This is a genomic window from Pantoea sp. CTOTU46764 (genome assembly GCF_031974595.1).
Classification (GTDB): Bacteria; Pseudomonadota; Gammaproteobacteria; order Enterobacterales; family Enterobacteriaceae; genus Pantoea; species Pantoea trifolii.
In genome coordinates, this window is the sequence record NZ_DALYOQ010000009.1 from 56,583 (window position 1) to 73,761 (window position 17,179).

General features: G+C 58.5%; 16 protein-coding genes and 1 riboswitch. Of the genes, 11 read left to right on the forward strand and 5 right to left on the reverse strand.

Annotated elements, in window-relative coordinates; translation table 11 throughout:
• Positions 1–187 precede the first annotated feature (187 nt).
• The 3 genes from RTM06_RS05480 (at position 188) to RTM06_RS05490 (ending at position 2,745) form a co-directional block, all read left to right on the forward strand.
• Positions 188–1,087 (forward strand): LysR family transcriptional regulator, encoded by a 900-nt coding sequence (locus tag RTM06_RS05480; RefSeq protein ID WP_312180515.1) that lies wholly within the window; start codon positions 188–190, stop codon positions 1,085–1,087.
• Positions 1,088–1,186: 99 nt separating this feature from the next.
• Positions 1,187–2,128 carry a glutathione S-transferase family protein gene (locus RTM06_RS05485; protein WP_312180517.1) on the forward strand — a complete coding sequence of 314 codons (942 nt, stop codon included), beginning with the start codon at positions 1,187–1,189 and terminating at the stop codon, positions 2,126–2,128.
• An 11-nt stretch (positions 2,129–2,139) separates the two neighbouring features.
• A complete protein-coding gene (locus tag RTM06_RS05490) occupies positions 2,140–2,745 on the forward strand; it encodes an alpha/beta hydrolase (protein WP_312180519.1) in 606 nt (201 codons plus the stop codon).
• Here RTM06_RS05490 and RTM06_RS05495 read toward each other — a convergent pair.
• From RTM06_RS05495 to RTM06_RS05505, 3 genes are all read right to left on the reverse strand, one after another.
• Complete coding sequence (locus RTM06_RS05495) at positions 2,742–3,539, reverse strand: sugar phosphate isomerase/epimerase family protein (RefSeq protein ID WP_256697762.1); 798 nt, start codon at positions 3,537–3,539, stop codon at positions 2,742–2,744. The two genes, RTM06_RS05490 and RTM06_RS05495, sit on opposite strands and share 4 nt — an antisense overlap.
• 106 nt (positions 3,540–3,645) lie before the next feature.
• Positions 3,646–4,023 carry a fluoride efflux transporter CrcB gene (crcB, locus tag RTM06_RS05500; RefSeq protein ID WP_039333080.1) on the reverse strand — a complete coding sequence of 126 codons (378 nt, stop codon included), beginning with the start codon at positions 4,021–4,023 and terminating at the stop codon, positions 3,646–3,648.
• Between the two features lie 90 nt (positions 4,024–4,113).
• A riboswitch (Fluoride riboswitch) is annotated at positions 4,114–4,189 on the reverse strand.
• Positions 4,190–4,276: 87 nt separating this feature from the next.
• Positions 4,277–5,305 (reverse strand): zinc-binding alcohol dehydrogenase family protein, encoded by a 1,029-nt coding sequence (locus tag RTM06_RS05505; RefSeq protein WP_312180524.1) that lies wholly within the window; start codon positions 5,303–5,305, stop codon positions 4,277–4,279.
• A gap of 135 nt (positions 5,306–5,440) precedes the next feature.
• Between RTM06_RS05505 and RTM06_RS05510 the strand changes: the two genes are divergently transcribed.
• On the forward strand, positions 5,441–6,343 hold the full coding sequence (locus tag RTM06_RS05510; RefSeq protein WP_312180526.1) for a GntR family transcriptional regulator: 903 nt from the start codon (positions 5,441–5,443) through the stop codon (positions 6,341–6,343).
• 174 nt (positions 6,344–6,517) lie between these two features.
• On the forward strand, positions 6,518–7,870 hold the full coding sequence (locus RTM06_RS05515; protein WP_312180528.1) for an MFS transporter: 1,353 nt from the start codon (positions 6,518–6,520) through the stop codon (positions 7,868–7,870).
• Positions 7,871–8,330: 460 nt separating this feature from the next.
• Here the strand turns inward: RTM06_RS05515 and RTM06_RS05520 are convergent, their stop codons facing one another.
• Together RTM06_RS05520 and RTM06_RS05525 are read right to left on the reverse strand one after the other, a co-directional pair.
• The gene (locus RTM06_RS05520) at positions 8,331–9,245 is read right to left on the reverse strand and encodes a LysR family transcriptional regulator (protein WP_312180530.1); all 915 of its coding nucleotides are present in this window, start codon (positions 9,243–9,245) and stop codon (positions 8,331–8,333) included.
• A gap of 2 nt (positions 9,246–9,247) precedes the next feature.
• Positions 9,248–10,303, reverse strand: coding sequence for a dipeptidase (locus RTM06_RS05525; protein ID WP_312180531.1), 1,056 nt, complete (start codon positions 10,301–10,303; stop codon positions 9,248–9,250).
• 198 nt (positions 10,304–10,501) lie between these two features.
• Between RTM06_RS05525 and RTM06_RS05530 the strand changes: the two genes are divergently transcribed.
• Genes RTM06_RS05530 through RTM06_RS05555 form a run of 6 tightly spaced genes read left to right on the forward strand, consistent with a single transcriptional unit; the run spans position 10,502 to position 17,098 of the window.
• Positions 10,502–12,097: an ABC transporter substrate-binding protein gene (locus RTM06_RS05530; protein ID WP_265302696.1), complete on the forward strand. Its 1,596-nt coding sequence runs from the start codon at positions 10,502–10,504 to the stop codon at positions 12,095–12,097.
• Positions 12,097–13,107 (forward strand): ABC transporter permease, encoded by a 1,011-nt coding sequence (locus tag RTM06_RS05535; RefSeq protein ID WP_008106687.1) that lies wholly within the window; start codon positions 12,097–12,099, stop codon positions 13,105–13,107. The genes RTM06_RS05530 and RTM06_RS05535 overlap by 1 nt, the downstream gene beginning before the upstream one ends.
• The gene (locus tag RTM06_RS05540) at positions 13,104–14,003 is read left to right on the forward strand and encodes an ABC transporter permease (protein WP_154157288.1); all 900 of its coding nucleotides are present in this window, start codon (positions 13,104–13,106) and stop codon (positions 14,001–14,003) included. The genes RTM06_RS05535 and RTM06_RS05540 overlap by 4 nt, the downstream gene beginning before the upstream one ends.
• The gene (locus tag RTM06_RS05545; protein ID WP_312180536.1) at positions 14,004–14,831 is read left to right on the forward strand and encodes an ABC transporter ATP-binding protein; all 828 of its coding nucleotides are present in this window, start codon (positions 14,004–14,006) and stop codon (positions 14,829–14,831) included.
• Between the two features lie 3 nt (positions 14,832–14,834).
• Entirely contained in the window at positions 14,835–15,575 is a 741-nt protein-coding gene (locus RTM06_RS05550; RefSeq protein WP_256697772.1) for an ABC transporter ATP-binding protein, read from the forward strand.
• Positions 15,572–17,098: a serine hydrolase domain-containing protein gene (locus RTM06_RS05555; RefSeq protein WP_312180539.1), complete on the forward strand. Its 1,527-nt coding sequence runs from the start codon at positions 15,572–15,574 to the stop codon at positions 17,096–17,098. Before RTM06_RS05550 ends, RTM06_RS05555 begins: the two co-directional genes overlap by 4 nt.
• The last annotated feature ends 81 nt before the right edge of the window (positions 17,099–17,179 follow it).

A 17,179-nucleotide genomic window follows, 5' to 3' on the forward strand; every position in this document is an offset into this window, starting at 1 on the left:
TCACGGCTCCCGGCCTGGTGAAAGCAGGCGCCTAGTTCAACAGGTTTTCCCGCGTGGGAAAAGGTGCAGCGCACTGAATGTGTAATCACCACATTTGACCATGTGCGCATTAATGCGCAACCTACGACGTAGGGTCGCCATTCATGGCGACCGATTAACATAAAACGCTGAACTAACAGGAAACGCCATGGATCGACTCGATTGTGACCGCATGTTTGTCGCCGTGCTGGAAGTCGGCAGCTTTGCCGGTGCGGCCGAGCGCCTTGGCACCAGCAGCGGCCAGGCGTCGAAGCTGGTCTCCCGGCTGGAGCAGGAACTTGGCGTCCAGCTGTTTAAACGCAGCACGCGTGCGCTCTCGCCCACCGAAGTCGGTCGCGCCTATTACGAGCGGGTAAAAACGCTGCTGGAAGCCTTTGATACGCTGGATGCCACCGTGCGCGACAGCGCCACCACGCCGACCGGCCGCCTGAAAATCAGCGCGCCCGGCACCTTTGGTACGGCGGTGTTAGCCAGCGTGCTGGTGGAGTTCGCGCGCCATTATCCGCAGATCGAACTCGACGTGAACTTCTCCGATCGTGCAGTCAACATCGTAGATGAAGGCTTCGATATGGCAATCCGCATAGGCAAACTCGACGACAGCAGCCTGATTGCGCGCCGCCTCGGCGATGTGCCAATCCGCGTGGCCGCGTCTTCCAGTTATCTGCTGCAACACGGCACGCCGCAGCACTGGCGCGATTTGGCGGCACATCAGTGCATCAGCGATACCAACTTCCGCGATCCCTGGCATTGGCCATTTGTCACGCCGTGCGGCGACAGCGTTAGCATGCCGATTCGGGGTCGTCTCTGCTTTTCGAATACTGAAGCCTGTTTGCAGGCGGCGATTGCCGGATTGGGCATTGCGCGGCTGCCGGGTTTTATTGCCGCGCCCGCTCTGCAGCGCGGTGAAATCGTCTCGATATTAGAGGCGTTCGCCACGCCGCCGCTCGGCTTGTTCGCACTCTATCCGCCGGCGCGTCATCTGGCGCAGAAAACCCGGCTGCTGATCGATTTCCTCGCCGCCCATTTCCAGCACCATCCGCCCGGCTGATTCCTTCCAATTTGGAAGCAATGAAAGCCATTTTGCCCTGATTATCACCCAACCAGCAGCGCTGTATGCTCACTTCATCAACACTGAGGAGAGAAGACGATGCTGGTAAACGGTAAGTGGAGTGCAGAGTGGCATCCGGTGCAAGCCACCGATAAACAGGGCGGATTTGTACGCCAGACATCCAGTTTTCGTCACTGGATCACCGCAGATGGTTCCAGCGAATTTGCTGCCGAGCCGGATCGCTATCACCTCTATGTGGCACTGATTTGTCCGTGGGCTTCGCGCACGCTGCTGGCACGCACTCTGAAAGGGCTGGAGAAAGTGATCAGCGTGTCGGTGGTGGAACCGCAGCTTGGCGCGCAAGGCTGGCGCTTCGGTGATTATCCCGGCGCGGATCGCGACTGGCTGAATAAAGCCGAATACATCCACGAGCTTTATACCCGCGCCGATGCCGATTTCACCGGCCGCGCCACTGTGCCGGTGCTGTGGGACAAAAAGACGCAAACCATCGTCAATAACGAGTCGGCCGATATCCTGCGCATGCTGAACAGCGGCTTTGGCGCGCTGGCGGACGATCGTATTGATCTTTATCCCGAGGATCTGCGCGCAGAGATCGACACGCTGAACGAATCGATCTATCCACGCCTGAATAACGGCGTGTATCGCACCGGCTTCGCCACCACGCAGATCAGCTATCAGCAGGCGTTTAACGATGTGTTCAGCCAGCTGGATGAGCTGGAGCTGCGTTTGCAGGATGGCCGCACCTTCCTGCTCGGCGAGCGCTTAACCGAAGCGGATATTCGCTTGTTCGTCACGCTGGTGCGCTTTGACGCCGCCTATCACGGCCTGTTTAAATGCAACCTGCGCCGCCTGCGCGACTATCCGCTGCACGATCGTTATCTCAAGAGTATGCTGTCGGTTTCTGGCGTGCGTCAGACGGTGAATATCGACCATATTAAGCAGGGCTATTATTCGATTAAAGCGCTGAATCCCAACGGCATTGTGCCGGTTGGCCCGGATATGGCGGCCTACGGTTTTTAAGGAGCAATGCGATGGCAAAAGCGTTAGTGATTTTTTTACATGGCGTCGGCAGCAACGGCGACGACCTCGCGGTGCTCGGCGAACATTGGGCGCGCCTGCTGCCAGATGTGGCGTTTGCCTCGCCGAATGCGCCCTATCCTTTTGAACATGCTATGGGATATCAGTGGTTTAGTTTGGCCGGCATCACACCCGAAAATCGCCCGGTGCGGGTGCGTGAAGCGCGCGCTGCCTTTGATGACACACTGCAACAGCTGATGGCACAACACGGCATGGCGGATGCGTGGGACAAAGTGATTCTGGTGGGCTTTTCGCAGGGTTCGATAATGGCGCTGGATGCGCTGGCGTCGGGCCGTTATCCGCTGGCGGGCGTGGTGGCATTTTCCGGTCGTCTGGCGTTTGATGGCGCGTTAACACCGCAGCCGTATACGCCCGCGCTGCTGATTCACGGCAAAGCCGATGATGTGATTCCGTTTAGCGAAAGCGCATCGGCGGAGCAGCGTTTGCAACAGGCTGGCGTGACGGTGGAAGCGCGCTATGAAGCGGCCACCGGCCACACCATTTCATCGCAGGGTGCGATGGATGCTGCCGGTTTTATTGCGCAATGTTTGCAGGATTAAGGCCAGTAGCGATTTAACGCCTGCCACGCCTTGTGCGCAGCCACCTCTGCTGGCTGCGCTTTCAACTTATCGTTAAACACTTCAATGCCGACCGGCCCGCTGTAACCGGCACTTTTCAGCTTATCGACAAAGCGTTCCACTTCAATGATGCCATCGCCCGGCAACAAGCGCTGGTGGCGCGCGTACTCGCTGAGCGGCTGCTTATCCTGCGGCGGCATGTCGGCCATGTCACACAGTTGCACTTCGTAGATACGATCGGCAGGAATGCCATCCAGCTGCGAAGCATCGCCGCCTAACGCGCAGATGTGGAACAGATCGACCACCAAACCGATATTCGGCTGGTCCAGCCGTTGCAGCCGTTCCCACGCCAGCGGCAGCGTATTATCCACGCTGCACCACGCCATCGGCTCATACATGATGCGCATGTTGTAGCGCGCGGCTTCCGACGCCATCCAACGTAAATCTTCATCAATGCGCGCCGCTACGCAATCTTCACGCGTGCTGGCCGGTGCCTGAATGGTGTCGCAGCCAATGGTTTGGGCAATTTGAATGAACTGACGCAGCTCTTCGCGTTTTTGCTGGCGCTCACGATCCGGCGCACCGGTGAAATCGCGCAGCACCTGAACATTGGTGAAGCCAAGCTGTAACTGCTTTGCTAACTGTGGCGTACTGGCTTGCACATCGTCGCGCCAGATCTCAACCTGCTCGAAACCGGCGGCGCGTGCGGCACGCAGCTTCTCCTCAGGTTCACCGTTTAACAACACCAGGTTAAGGAATTTGGGGTTATGACGCATGACACAGCTCCTTAATCGTCCGGATAATCGGTGACACATTCTGTGCGTCACGCGCACAGAATGGCGATCAGTATCTACCTCTGAGGAGTTATTTCAAGCCCGATGGTTATCCCAGCAGATTTACCACGGCAAAACCGGCGAAGGTCATCAGCAGCGAACCGATGACATGCACCATCACGCTCGACATCGCCCACAGGTATTTGCCGGTTTGCAGCAGCCCGACAATTTCTGCTGAAAAGGTCGAGAACGTGGTTAAGCCGCCGCATAAACCGGTGACAATCAGCAGTTTCCAGAAGGGATCGATATGCGGATTGCGCACGAAGAAAGCCAGCGCCGCACCGATGATAAAACCGCCCACCAGATTCACCATCAAGGTGCCCGGCGGCAGATTGGGAAACAGCGCGTTAAAACGTAATGAGATCAACCAACGCAGCGAACAGCCCACCGCACCGCCGAGTACCACCGCCAGTAACGACTTCAACATAGTTTGGAGCTCCTGAAATGAATGACGCGCAGGGCCGCGGCAGGACAGAATAACACCTGACACACCGCCGTCTCCCGCGCAGGGATACGAGTGTTGTCAGGCGTCATCAGCCGTCTGTAACCAGAACGGCGGTTGGGGAAGGTGGCACGCCATCACCTTAGGCGGGAGATAATACGCTGGCTTGGCAATGCAGACAATATGCGACAAAGCGGTCGTAGGGTCGCCATTCATGGCGACCGAACATCCCAGAGAATTACCGCCCGAAGTGAATCACGCCTTTAATCAGCTCCCGGTTATTAATCACGTCCGCTTCAAAGCGATCCGCCAGCGTTGAGAAATCATAATGACGATTCAGCATCATATCGGCACGAAGCTGCCCGTTCGCCATCAGTTCGCCAACTTTAGCGAAATCTTCCAGCGTGGCGTTGCGGCTGCCCATCAGCGTGGTCTCTTTTTTGTGGAACTCGATATCCGGGATCACCAGATCGCCTTTATGCAGGCCGACAAACACGATGGTGCCGCCGTGACGAATCAGTTTCACCGCGCCGTTCATCGCCGCCGGGCTGCCGGTGGCATCAATCACTTTGGCGGCCAAACGTCCGCCAAACTCCGCTTTAAGCTGCACGTCAAAATCGGCGTCTAATGGATTCACCGTCGCCAAACCCAGTTTCTGCGCCACGTGCGCACGGCGCTGCTCGCTGGTGTCAGCCACCACCACGTTGGCACCCGCCGCCGCCGCAATTGCGGCCACGCCAAGACCAATCGGGCCTGCGCCCACCACCAAAACCTGCTCATCCGCCGCCACGGCCGCACGGCGCACCGCATGTGCGCTGATGGCGAAGGGTTCAATCAGCGCGGCAGCTTCCGGATCGACATCATCCACCGCCAGCAAATTGCTGCTCGGCACGCTAAGAAATTCGCAGAAACCGCCATCCTGATGCACACCAATCACCGAGATGTTTTCGCAGCAGTTGGTCTTGCCGCTCAAACAGGCATCGCACTGCTGGCAGGCCACATAGGGAATCAGCGCCACGCGCTGGCCCAGCCTAAAGCCGCTGGCCTGGCTGCCGAGTTCCACCACTTCGCCACACAGCTCATGCCCCAACACGCGTGGATAGCTGAAGAACGGCTGATTGCCGGCCCAGGCGTGGATATCGGTGCCGCAAATCCCGGCGGCAATCGGTTTGATCAGAACATCATGGGCGGCGGGCGTCGGCTTTGCGCGCTGCTGCCACACCATCTGGCGCGGCTCGGCGACCACCAGCGTTTTCATTGTTGTCATGGGCTTCTCCTGTGCTGTTGTCGCAGTTATGGCGAAAATCGCCGATGACAGCGTTTTGCGTTGGGGGAAGTGTGAAGCCAACCGCTTTTTTTGGGCTTTGTATGGTTTTTAATAGATAAAAAACCGGAGACGCGCATGAGCCGCAGCCAGAACCTTCGTCAGAACGTGATTAACCAGATGCTGGAAGGCATTGCCAAACGGCATATCCGTTCGCCGTTGCCACCGCAGGCGGCGCTGGCCGAAATGTTCAACATCAGCCGCACCACGGTGCGCCACACCTTGCAGCATCTGCATGCGCGCGGCGTGCTGGAAAAGGTGGATGAAACCTACGTTATCGTGCGCGATCCCAGTGATGAAGATGGTTTTAACGCCCTGACACCGCCGATTGATCAGCAGGCGCTGCAGTTCGAGCAGACCTTTTTCAACCTGATTAATCAGCGTCAGCTGATGCCGGGCGATACCTTTAGCGAGCTGCAGTTAGCGCAGCAGGTGAAGGTCAGCCCGATTGTGGTGCGCGAATTTCTGCTGCGCTTTATGCGTTATGACCTGCTGGAGCCGGTGAGACGCGGACAATGGCGCATGAAGAAGTTCGATCAGAAGTATGCCGAGAACCTGTTTGAGCTGCGTGAAATGCTGGAAACCCACGCCCTGACGCGTTTTCTCAATCTGCCCTCGCAGGATGAGCGCTGGATGCAGGCGCGCGACCTGCTGGATCGCCATCGTTCGATGCGCGACACCATCGCCAGCAATTACCGCCACTTCGCCGCGCTGGATAAAGAAATGCACACGCTGATTCTCTCCGCTGCCAACAATCCGTTTTTTAATCAGTCGCTGGAGATTATTTCCGTGATTTTTCACTCGCATTATCAATGGGATGAAACCGACCTCAAGCAGCGCAATATTGTGGCGCTGGAGGAGCATATGGCGATTCTGACGGCGCTGATTAGCCGCCAGGATGTCGAAGCTTTGTGCGCCCTGCACAATCATCTCGGCACCGCCAAAACATCGATGATCCGATCTATCCGTCAGTACAATTAAAAACCGATTAAAAACCACAAAGCATTAGCTCCCGCACGAATCTGAAACATCTCCGTAACATCCCGATCTGATTGCTTCTAGTCTCGAAGTCAATCCGTTGGGGCAGCACCGTTTTGCTGCCGCAGGATCCCACACAAACGCATAACGATAAGTACCCAGATCCGGGAGGTCGCAATGGAAAATACTTCGGCTCGTGGCCGCGAAAACACGCCACAACCGGCTGCAGACGGGCAAGATTTTATCCCGGCACGCAGTGACGTGGTGCGCTCGCCGCGCATCAGAAAGATCCAGATTACCGCCATGTTGCTGCTGCTGTTCGCCGCCATGATCAACTATCTCGATCGCAGTTCGCTGTCGGTCGCCAATATGACCATCCGGGGAGAACTGGGGTTATCTGCGACTGAAATTGGCGTGCTGCTGTCGGCGTTTTCACTGGCGTACGGTTTAGCACAGCTGCCGTGCGGTGCGCTGCTCGATCGCAAAGGGCCGCGCATCATGCTGGCGATTGGCATGTTCTTCTGGTCGCTGTTCCAGGCAGCGGCGGGGTTGGTGCATAACTTCACCCAGTTTATTTTGGTGCGCATCGGGTTAGGTATTGGTGAAGCGCCGATGAACCCGTGCGGCGTGAAGGTGATCAACGACTGGTTCAACATCAAAGATCGCGGCATGCCGATGGGCATGTTTAACGCCGCCTCGATGATTGGTTTATCCATTGCGCCGCCGATTCTGGCCGCGATGATGATGGTGATGGGCTGGCGCGGCATGTTTGTCACCATCGGCGTGCTCGGCATGTTCCTCGCCATCGGCTGGTATCTGATGTACCGCGATCGCGATAACAACAAGTTGAGTGGCGAAGAGATTCACTATCTGCAGGCGGGCAGCGTGGCATCGCGCAAAGAGCCGCTGAGTTTTGCCGAGTGGCGCGGCCTGTTTAAGCAGCGCACCATGTGGGGCATGATGATTGGCTTCAGCGGCATCAACTACACCGCATGGCTGTATATCGCGTGGCTGCCGGGTTATCTGCAATCCACCTATAACCTCGACCTGAAAAGTACCGGTTTACTGGCGGCGATTCCGTTCCTGTTCGGCGCGGCGGGCATGTTGCTGAACGGTTATGTGGTCGATGCGCTGGTGCGTCGTGGCCATGATGCGGTGAAAGTACGTAAGGTCTCAATCGTCACTGGCATGCTGTTGTCTGCTGCGTTTACCGCTTTCGTAACGCGTGCCACCGACACCACCAGCGCGGTGACCATGATCGGTATGGCGCTGTTCTGTATCCACTTTGCCGGTACATCGTGCTGGGGTTTGATTCACGCCAACGTCACGGCGCGCATGACCGCCTCGGTTGGCAGCATCCAGAACTTCGCCAGCTTCGTGTTCGCCTCGTTCGCGCCAGTGATCACCGGTTGGGTGCTGGATACCACCAAGTCGTTTAGCCTGGCGTTGATGATTTGCGCCGGTGTGACGGTGCTGGGCGCGCTGGCGTATTTGCTGCTGGTGCGTAAACCGATTACCGATGGGGTTTGAGTGGTCGCCAGGAATGGCGTAATACATGTCCATTAAGCGCAGTGCGACTTTCGTTCGCCATGTGCTGAGGCAGTTGCAGCACCTTCGTGCGGCGACCGAGCAGAGGACGCCTGGCCGCGCCCTCTGCACTCCCGGGCCTTGCGCCAGCCCAACCCGCCGCTTCGCGGTACCTTCACTCATTCACGATTCCTGACGGACCGGTGTCGATTCGCTCCTGCTCAACGCCACCTCTCGCCGCATCCATGCGGCTCATCCTGGAATCCCTCACTCGTTCAGCGGATTGGGATGTCGCCTCAACACCCGCGCTGCAGCAGCATTGCGTTTTCTTAACTCAAAATCGCTACAAACTCCGTAGGGTCGCCATTCATGGCGACCTGGTGCGCATGAATGCGGCACTGTAATTAAAGACGGTGTTAGGAGTGGGACGGTCGCCATAAATGGCGACCCTACGAAACCGGTATTACGTTGGGCGGGTGAAAAACTGCGATTCACATTGGCGCGCGATCTCCCACAGCTTATTGCGAATCACCTGTTTCAGCTGCAGCGTGGATTGCGACTGCGGCTGATCGCGGCGGCTGATTAACATCACTTCAAACGGCAGCGGCTGCGCGACCGGCAACAGCTTGAGCTGGTCAGCATAGCGGCAGGCGGTAAACAGATCGACAATCCCGACGCCGCCGCCCGCCAGCACCATGTCGGCAATCACCGAATAGGTTTTGATCGACAGCGATACCGCCGGATTGAGTCCTTTATCGCGTAGCGCGCGGTGCAGCACGCGACCGAGCGGATCCTGATTCTGCATCATCAGCAAGTTGTTGGCGCACAGCCACTCCAGCGTCACCGGCTCATTGTGGGTGTGATCGCGCGGCAGCAACGCCACCATCGATGACTGAAACAGCGGCTCCGCCAGTAAATCCGCATCTACCTGCTGACCAAACACCAGCGCGAAATCGAGCTGATTCGCCATGATCATGCTGCACAAGGTGCTGAAATGCTCGGTGACCAATTCCACGCTGACCGAGGCCGCCTGTTGTCGCCAGTTCACCAGCGCTGGCGCTAACACCATCTGACCAAACGCATGAGCGGCACCGACGCGCACCGTTTGCCCTTCGCCGCGCCGCAGTTGCTCGGTGAGCTGGGTAATTGCTTGTAAACGTTGGTAGATGTCTTCCACTTCCGGCAGCAAACGCCGCCCTTCTGCGGTCACCACCATGCCCTGCACGCGCCGTTCAAACAGCGCAAAACCAAGCTGCTGCTCGGCGTGATTAAGCACGCGGCTGACATTCGGCTGCGACACATTCAGCAAACGCGCCGCCGCACTGATGCTGCCGGTCTGCACAATCGCCTGAAACACTTCAATATGCCGCAGCCGCATGATTATTCGCCCCAGGTGGCTTCAAGCACGCGCAGCCAGTTGCCGTGGCAAATCTTCTCCAGCAGCGCACGCGAATAGCCGCGTGCCGCCAGCGCCTGCACCAGCAGTGGGAATCCGGCCACGTCTTTCAGATCGCCCGGCATGGTGGCGCCATCAAGATCTGAACCAAAACCGACGCCATCTTCCCCGACTTTTTCCAGCAGATACTCAACGTGGCGCACGATGGCATCGACGCCGGTCGGCGCATGGCGATCGCCATCTTCACGCAGGAACGGCACGGCAAAATTGACGCCGACAAAGCCGTTGGTTTCAGCAATCGCCGCCAGTTGGCGATCGGTGAGATTACGTGATTGCGCGCTGATCGCATGCGCGTTGGAGTGGCTCGCCACCAGCGGCGCATCGCTGATCTCTGCGGTGTGCCAGAAACCTTTCTCATCCATATGCGACAAATCAACCATGATGCGGCGGCGATTACAGTCGCGTACCAGCTGCTTGCCCGCGGCCGTCAGGCCATTGCCGATATCCGGCGACGAAGGATAGAGGAACGGCACGCCGTCGCCGAACTGATTCGGGCGGCTCCACAGCGGCCCCAGCGTGCGCAAGCCGCTGGCGTAGAGCATGTCGAGCAATTCACCGTGGGTATCCAGCGCTTCCGCACCTTCCACGTGCATCACCACCGCTAACACCTTGTTTGCCATGCAGTGGCGGATATCACGCACGCTGCGGCAAATCTTCACCTGGCCGTTTGAGGCCTGCTCAATGCGCAGCAGCAGCGCCAGCATAGAAAACGTCGCGTCGCGCGCTGAGTTGATAATTTCCTGAGGAAAATCTGCGAGGTCTGGCGCACTTCTTGCAATCAGAGGGTGGGACGGCACCCAAGTGGCGAAAATGCCACCTGCCATATTTCCCTGATGAATACGCGGCAAGTCCATTTGGCCCGTTTTGGTGCCAGTGAAAAAGGCATTAACCGCGTCCGGCTGATGGTGCTGCCACAGCTTATTCAGCACATCGTTGTGGCCGTCAAAGACCGGAATATCGAGGGTCATCGAGTCAGACATGTTGTTCAGTTCCATGATCGGGGGAAAGCGCAGCACTGCCAGCTGGCGGAGCAAATTGCACCAAAAAAGGGCGAGCACACGCGCGTGAAACAAATGGCTTAGAGCCGGTATTAATCCTCCGGCAGGTGCGTAAAGTCAAGACAAAAAACAATCAAATAACAATTTTTCATTTTACTTATCAATCAGTTGGGAGTTTACATGGTTACCAGAAGACGTTTTCTTGCAGGATGCACTGCTGTACCTGTTGTTTCCTATCTCAGCCTGAATTCATCCTTTGCCGCGACGCCGCCGACCATGCTGGTGATCGCGATGCAGCTCGATAACATCACCAGCCTCGATCCACACGAAAGCTTCGAAGCCACCGGCGGCCAGATTTGCGGCAACCTCTATCAACGTTTAGTTACGCCCGATCCCAAGCAAGCCGACAAAGTGATTGGTCAACTGGCGCAAAGCTGGGACGTCAGCAGCGATAACGGCACTTACACTTTCCATCTCGATCCGGCGGCCAAATTCGCTGATGGTTCGCCGCTTACCGCAGAAGACGTGGCGTTCTCGATTGAGCGTATCGTCAAGCTGGATAAGAGTCCGGCCTTTATTATCAACCAGTTCGGCTTCACCAAAGACAACGTGACGCAGCTGGTGACCGCGAAAGATGCGCACACCGTTGAGATGAAACTCGGCGCGCCGGCGGCCGAAACCTTCCTGCTCTACTGCTTATCCGCCACCGTCGGCAGCATCGTGTCGAAGAAAGCCTGTCTGGCGAACCAGCAGAACAATGACTTCGGTAACGGCTGGCTGAAACAGCACAGCGCCGGTTCCGGTGCCTTTACCCTGCGCACCTGGAATGCCAGCGAAACGGTGATTCTGGAGATTAGCCCGCAATATGCAGGTTCAAGCAAAACCAAACGCGTGATCCTCAAACACATCGCCGACCCGGCCGCGCAGGCGCTGATGCTGAAAAAAGGCGATGTCGATGCCGCGTATGATCTCACCACTGAACAGCTGCTGCAGGTGAAAAACGACAGCAGCGTGTCGCTGGTGAATCAGTCGCTGTCGGCCATCATGCTGATGTCGTGCAACACCAATAATCAGTACCTGAAAAAACCGCAGGTGTGGCAGGCGCTGAAGTGGGCGCTGGATTACGAAAGCATCCAGAAAAACATTCTGTCGATGAGTTTTGTCACCCATCAAAGCTTCCTGCCGAGCGGCTTCCCGGCGGCGCTGGACGATACGCCATTCCACAAAGATCTGGCGAAAGCCAAAGCGCTGCTGGCCGAAGCGGGTTATCCGGACGGTTTCGACATCACCCTCGATCACTACTCAATGCAACCGTATCCGGACATCGCGCAGGCGATTCAAACGCAGCTGGGCGCGATTGGCATCAAAGTGTCACTGATCGCCGCCGAAAACCGTCAGGTTCTGACCAAGATGCGTGCACGACAGCATCAGCTGGCATTGACCGTTTGGGGTGCCGATTACTTTGATCCTAACTCCAACACCGAAGCCTTCTGCGTTAACACCGACAACAGCGATAACGCGCGTGCGCGTACGCTGGCGTGGCGCTGCAGCTGGTCAGATGAAGAGTTCAACAAACTCACCGAGCAGGCGTTGCATGAGCCCGATCCAGCGAAACGCATCGCGCTCTATCAGCAGATTCAGCAGCTAGGCCGCGAGAAGAGCCCGTTCATTTTCATGATGCAGAAGACCAAAAACGTGGCCACCAGCAAAGCGCTGAGTGATGTCCACATGACCGTGCTGGAGCAGTGGCCGTATGCGCAGGTGAAAAAAGCCTGATGCCGTTACTGAAGAGAATCGTCAGCACCCTGGGAAGCCTGGTGCTGACGCTGTTTGGTCTGTCGGTTTTGACCTTTTTCATTGGCCGCGTCATGCCCACCGATCCGGTGCTGGCGGCGGTCGGTGATAACGCACCGCAATCGGTGGTCGAGCGCGTGCGTGCGGAAATGGGGCTGGATCAGCCCCTTTACGTGCAGTTTGGTCACTACCTTAATCAACTGCTGCATGGCGATCTCGGTAAATCAATTCTCACCTCGAATCCGGTGATTACCGACATCGCCCGCTTCTTCCCCGCTACCATGGAATTGGCGACGGCGGCGATCATCATCGCGGCGCTGATCGGCATTCCGCTCGGCGTGTGGGCGGCGGTGCGTCAACGTTCGTGGGTCGATCAAACCATTCGCGTGATCTGTCTTGCCGGCCATTCGCTGCCGGTGTTCGTGCTGGCGCTGCTGAGCCTGCTGGTGTTCTACGCGGTGCTCGGCATTGCGCCCGGCCCTGGACGGCAGGACATCATCTGGCAGGATATGGTGCCGCAGGTCACCGGCTTCCTCACCATCGATTCGCTGCTGGCCGGGGAAACCGACGCCTTCTGGGATGCGCTGGCGCACATGGCGCAGCCGGTGCTGATCCTGGCCTACTTCAGCATGGCCTACATCACGCGTATGACGCGCACCTTTATGCTTAACGCGCTGAGCGGCGAGTTCGTGATCACCGCGCGCGCTAAAGGTTTGTCGTCACGGCGGGTGATTTGGCGGCATGCGTTTCCCACCGTGGCGGTGCAGCTGGTCACGGTGCTGGCGCTGACCTACGCCGGATTGCTGGAGGGCGCGGTGGTGACGGAAAACGTCTTCGCCTGGCCCGGTATCGGCCAATATCTCACGACCTCGCTGATGAACGCCGACATGAACCCGGTGATCGGCGCCACCTTGCTGGTCGGCACCGTGTATGTGCTGCTCAATCAGCTGGCTGACCTTCTCTATCGACTTTGGGACCCGCGCGTAAAATGATCTTCTTCTCACGAGAATGGCTGCTCGACGACACGCCCGCCAATCGTCGCCAGGCGGTGTGGGGCCGGCGTTATCGCCTGTGGCTCAGCCTGCGCAGTAATCCATTAGCGATGGCCGGACTGCTGGTGGTGGCGGTGATGCTGCTGCTGGCGCTGTTTGCGCCGTGGCTGACGCCGTTCGATCCCGGCGTGCAGCATCTGGAAAACCGTCTTGCGGCACCTTCCGCCGCACACTGGCTCGGCACCGATGAACTGGGTCGCGATGTCTGGACGCGCATTATCTATGGCGGCCGCACCACGCTCGGCATGGTGATCGCCGTGGTGCTGCTCACCGCGCCGCTCGGCCTGCTGATTGGCTGTATCGCCGGTTATGCCGGCGGTTTCATCGACAAAGCGCTGATGCGTTTGACCGATATCTTCCTCGCCTTCCCGCGTCTGATTCTGGCGCTGGCGTTTGTTGCCGCGCTGAAACCTGGCGTTGAGAGCGCGATTCTGGCGATTGCCCTGACATCATGGCCGCCGTATGCACGTCTGGCGCGCGCCGAAACGCTGCAGTTCCGCCACAGCGACTTTATCGCCGCCAGCCGTCTGACCGGCGCGTCACCGCTGCGCATTATTCTGCGCCACATCATGCCGCTGTGCGTGCCGAGCCTGATTGTGCGCGTCACGCTGGATATGAGCTCCATCATTATCACCGCCGCCAGCCTTGGCTTCCTTGGCATGGGCGCGCAGCCACCGTCACCGGAATGGGGCACGATGATCGCCACCGCGCGTCGTTTCCTGTTCAGCGAATGGTGGGTGCCATTAATGCCGTGTATCGCGATTTTCCTGACGTCATTGGCGTTTAACTTTCTCGGCGACGGTCTGCGTGACGTGCTGGATCCCAAGGAGCGCTAAATGTTGGTGGAAATCGAGAACCTACGCGTTGCCTTCCGCTCGCGCAGCGAAACCGTTGAAGCCGTGCGCGGCGTCAGTTTTAGCGTGGGCCGCGAGAAGTTCGCCATTGTCGGCGAAAGCGGTTCCGGCAAGTCGCTGACCGCGCGCAGCCTGATGCAGTTATTGCCGGGCAATGCGGAAGTCAGCGCCGACGTGCTGCGCTTTGATGGCATCGATCTGCGCGGTGCCAGCGAGAAAGTGCTGCGTAAAATTCGCGGCAAGCGCGTCGGTTTTATCCTGCAGGACCCGAAATATTCACTCAATCCGGTGATGACCATCGGCCAGCAGATTGCCGAAGCCTGGCGCGAGCACAAAGGCGGCAGCCATAAAGCGGCGATGCAGGCAGCGATTGAGCTACTGGAGCAGGTGAAGATTCGCGATCCCGCAGCCGTGGCGAAACGCTATCCGCATGAAGTCTCGGGCGGCATGGGCCAGCGCGTGATGATTGCCATGATGCTGGCGCCCGATCCGGAACTGTTGATCGCCGATGAACCCACCAGCGCGCTGGATGCCACCGTGCAGGCGGAAATCCTCAAGCTGATTGACGAGTTGGTCTCGGCGCGCGGCATGGGGCTGATCCTGATCAGCCACGATTTGCCGCTGGTGTCGCACTTCTGCGATCGCGTGGCGGTGATGTACGCCGGCCGCATCGTCGAGCTGCTCGATGCCGGGCAGCTGCAGCAGGCGCAGCATCCTTATACGCGTGGTTTGCTGGCATGTTTGCCGTCATTGCGCCATCCGCGCGCGCGTTTACCCGTATTGCAGCGCGATGCCGCGTGGCGAGAATAATCTATGATTCAAATCGATAACCTGCGCATCCACTTCGGGGCGCACACGGCGGTGAAAGACGTCAGCTTCTCAGTCGGTAACGGCGAAAGCTTCGGCCTGGTCGGTGAAAGCGGCTCGGGCAAATCCACCATCCTGCGCGCGCTCGCCGGGCTAAATGCCGACTGGCAAGGCAGCATGCTGTTTGGCGGCATGCAGCTCAGCGCCAAACGCAGCCGCGCCTTCTATCGTCAGGTGCAGATGGTGTTTCAGGATCCGTTTGGTTCGTTGCATCCGCGTCAAACCATCGATCGCATCCTGCACGAACCGCTGCTGGTGCATCAGCTCGATCGCGCGGAACAGCGCATCAGCCAGGCGTTAGGCGAAGTGGGCTTGCCCGCCTCGGTACGTTTCCGCTATCCGCATCAGCTGTCGGGCGGCCAGCGTCAGCGCGTGGCGATTGCGCGCGCGCTGATCGCCGAACCGGAAGTGCTGCTGCTGGATGAGCCGACCTCGGCGCTGGATGTGTCGGTGCAGGCCGAAATCCTCAATTTACTCAGCGATCTACGCAGCGAGCGCAAACTCACCTACATTATGGTGACGCACAACCTCGCGGTGGTAACGCACCTGTGTCAGCGCATTGGCGTGATGCAGAATGGCGAGATGGTGGAGCAGCTGAGCGCCGACGATCTGCGCGCGCGGCGCATCCAGCATCCGCATACCGCCCAACTTTTCGATCTCAGCATGACGCTGGAGGAACCGGCATGACCGCTCACTGGCAACGCGCCGCGGATGTCGCACAACAGATCACTGAAAGCTGGCAACAGCCGGGCGCGCCGGGCGGCGCAATGGTGCTGTTTGATGCGCACCAGATCCACTCAACCCACTGCGCCGGATTGGCTGATTTGGCGCAGCAAACGCCGTTCAGTGCCGACAGCGTGGTGCGTTTCGCCTCGATCACCAAACATCTGTTTGCCGCGCTGGTGACCGGGCCGGGACGTCGCTACCTCAAGCTCGACGATGCGCTGGTGCAGCATCTGCCGCAGCTGAGCGGAGCCAACGGCCAAATCACCGTCGGCCAGGCGCTGGATATGAGCAGCGGTTTGCCGGACGTGCGTGAAACCTTATCGCTGCTGGGATTGTCGGTGTACAACGCCACCCGCGCCGACGACCTGCTGGATTTTATCGCGCGCGAAGGCGAGCTCAACTATGCGCCCGGCAGCGAAATCTCCTACACCAACACCGGCTATCGGCTGGTGGAAGAAGCGCTGAAAGCCAAAGGCGTGTTATTCAATGATCTGCTGCAGCAGTACATCTGCGATCCGCTGGATATCAACCTGATTGCGCCGGAAAGCTGGTTCGATATCGTGCCTGGTTTGGTGCCTGGCTACTGGCAAAACGGCGCGCAGTGGCAGCTCTCCAGCGCCGGTTTGCATCTCTCGGCATCGGGCAGCGTGACCGGCAGCCTGCATCATCTGACGCGCTGGCTGCAAAGCCTGCTGGCCGATAGCGGACCGGGGGCAGGCGTGCTGCAGCGCCTGAGCGCGCCGCGTAATCTCAACGATGGCCGCACCAGCGGATACGGTTTGGGCATCACCAGCTCGACGCTCGGCAGCCAGACGCTGTTTGGTCACGGCGGTTCGCATGCCGGTTATAAGAGCTATTTCCTGCTGCATCCGGAACTGAAAATCGGCGTGGCGCTGGTCGCCAACCGCGAAGATGTCACCACTTCGGAAAGCGTGCTGCGGGTGATGGCGGCGCTGCTCAATCGCGCGTTACCGGAGAAAGGACACGATTTAACGCCCGGACTTTACGTGGCGCAAGACGCCGCCGACTGGCTGGAGATTAAAGGCGTGACCGCCACCTGGCTCGGCGCAGGCGAAACCTTGTGGCGTGACGATGTGCACGGCACGGCGGTGTCGCTCTCCAGCACCTTCCCGATGCGGTTACGTCATGATGGCGCGGCGATTGTCGGTGAGATTGGCCATGCCGCACGACGTTTTGTGCCGGTGCAGGCCGATCAGGCCAGTCTCGATAATCTGCAAGGCCGCTGGTTCGCGCCACAGTGGCGCAGCGAGTTAGTGATTGAGGACGACAGCTTAATCATGGGCATTGGCCCGGCGGCGATTCGCGCGCGTTTGCAGTCGCTGGGCAACGATCGGCTATTAGCCACCGCGCAGGATGGACCGTGGGAGAAGCGCTTCGCGATTGCGCGCGAAGGCAATACGCTGCGGCTGCTGTTGAACCGCAGCCGCGTGGTGCGCTTTTTACAGACAGCACGCCCTAAATAATTCGAGTTGCAGCAAGGCGGCAAGTGGGTGAATCCCCAGGAGCTTACATCAGTAAGTGACTGGGGTGAGCACACGTAGCCA

Bases quoted from the DNA above. Each gene is read 5' to 3' on its own strand.
- RTM06_RS05480 (WP_312180515.1), top strand. From the start codon at position 188: ATGGATCGACTCGATTGTGACCGCATGTTTGTCGCCGTGCTGGAAGTC.
- RTM06_RS05485 (WP_312180517.1), top strand. From the start codon at position 1,187: ATGCTGGTAAACGGTAAGTGGAGTGCAGAGTGGCATCCGGTGCAAGCC.
- RTM06_RS05490 (WP_312180519.1), top strand. From the start codon at position 2,140: ATGGCAAAAGCGTTAGTGATTTTTTTACATGGCGTCGGCAGCAACGGC.
- RTM06_RS05495 (WP_256697762.1), bottom strand. From the start codon at position 3,539: ATGCGTCATAACCCCAAATTCCTTAACCTGGTGTTGTTAAACGGTGAA.
- crcB (WP_039333080.1), bottom strand. From the start codon at position 4,023: ATGTTGAAGTCGTTACTGGCGGTGGTACTCGGCGGTGCGGTGGGCTGT.
- RTM06_RS05505 (WP_312180524.1), bottom strand. From the start codon at position 5,305: ATGACAACAATGAAAACGCTGGTGGTCGCCGAGCCGCGCCAGATGGTG.
- RTM06_RS05510 (WP_312180526.1), top strand. From the start codon at position 5,441: ATGAGCCGCAGCCAGAACCTTCGTCAGAACGTGATTAACCAGATGCTG.
- RTM06_RS05515 (WP_312180528.1), top strand. From the start codon at position 6,518: ATGGAAAATACTTCGGCTCGTGGCCGCGAAAACACGCCACAACCGGCT.
- RTM06_RS05520 (WP_312180530.1), bottom strand. From the start codon at position 9,245: ATGCGGCTGCGGCATATTGAAGTGTTTCAGGCGATTGTGCAGACCGGC.
- RTM06_RS05525 (WP_312180531.1), bottom strand. From the start codon at position 10,303: ATGTCTGACTCGATGACCCTCGATATTCCGGTCTTTGACGGCCACAAC.
- RTM06_RS05530 (WP_265302696.1), top strand. From the start codon at position 10,502: ATGGTTACCAGAAGACGTTTTCTTGCAGGATGCACTGCTGTACCTGTT.
- RTM06_RS05535 (WP_008106687.1), top strand. From the start codon at position 12,097: ATGCCGTTACTGAAGAGAATCGTCAGCACCCTGGGAAGCCTGGTGCTG.
- RTM06_RS05540 (WP_154157288.1), top strand. From the start codon at position 13,104: ATGATCTTCTTCTCACGAGAATGGCTGCTCGACGACACGCCCGCCAAT.
- RTM06_RS05545 (WP_312180536.1), top strand. From the start codon at position 14,004: ATGTTGGTGGAAATCGAGAACCTACGCGTTGCCTTCCGCTCGCGCAGC.
- RTM06_RS05550 (WP_256697772.1), top strand. From the start codon at position 14,835: ATGATTCAAATCGATAACCTGCGCATCCACTTCGGGGCGCACACGGCG.
- RTM06_RS05555 (WP_312180539.1), top strand. From the start codon at position 15,572: ATGACCGCTCACTGGCAACGCGCCGCGGATGTCGCACAACAGATCACT.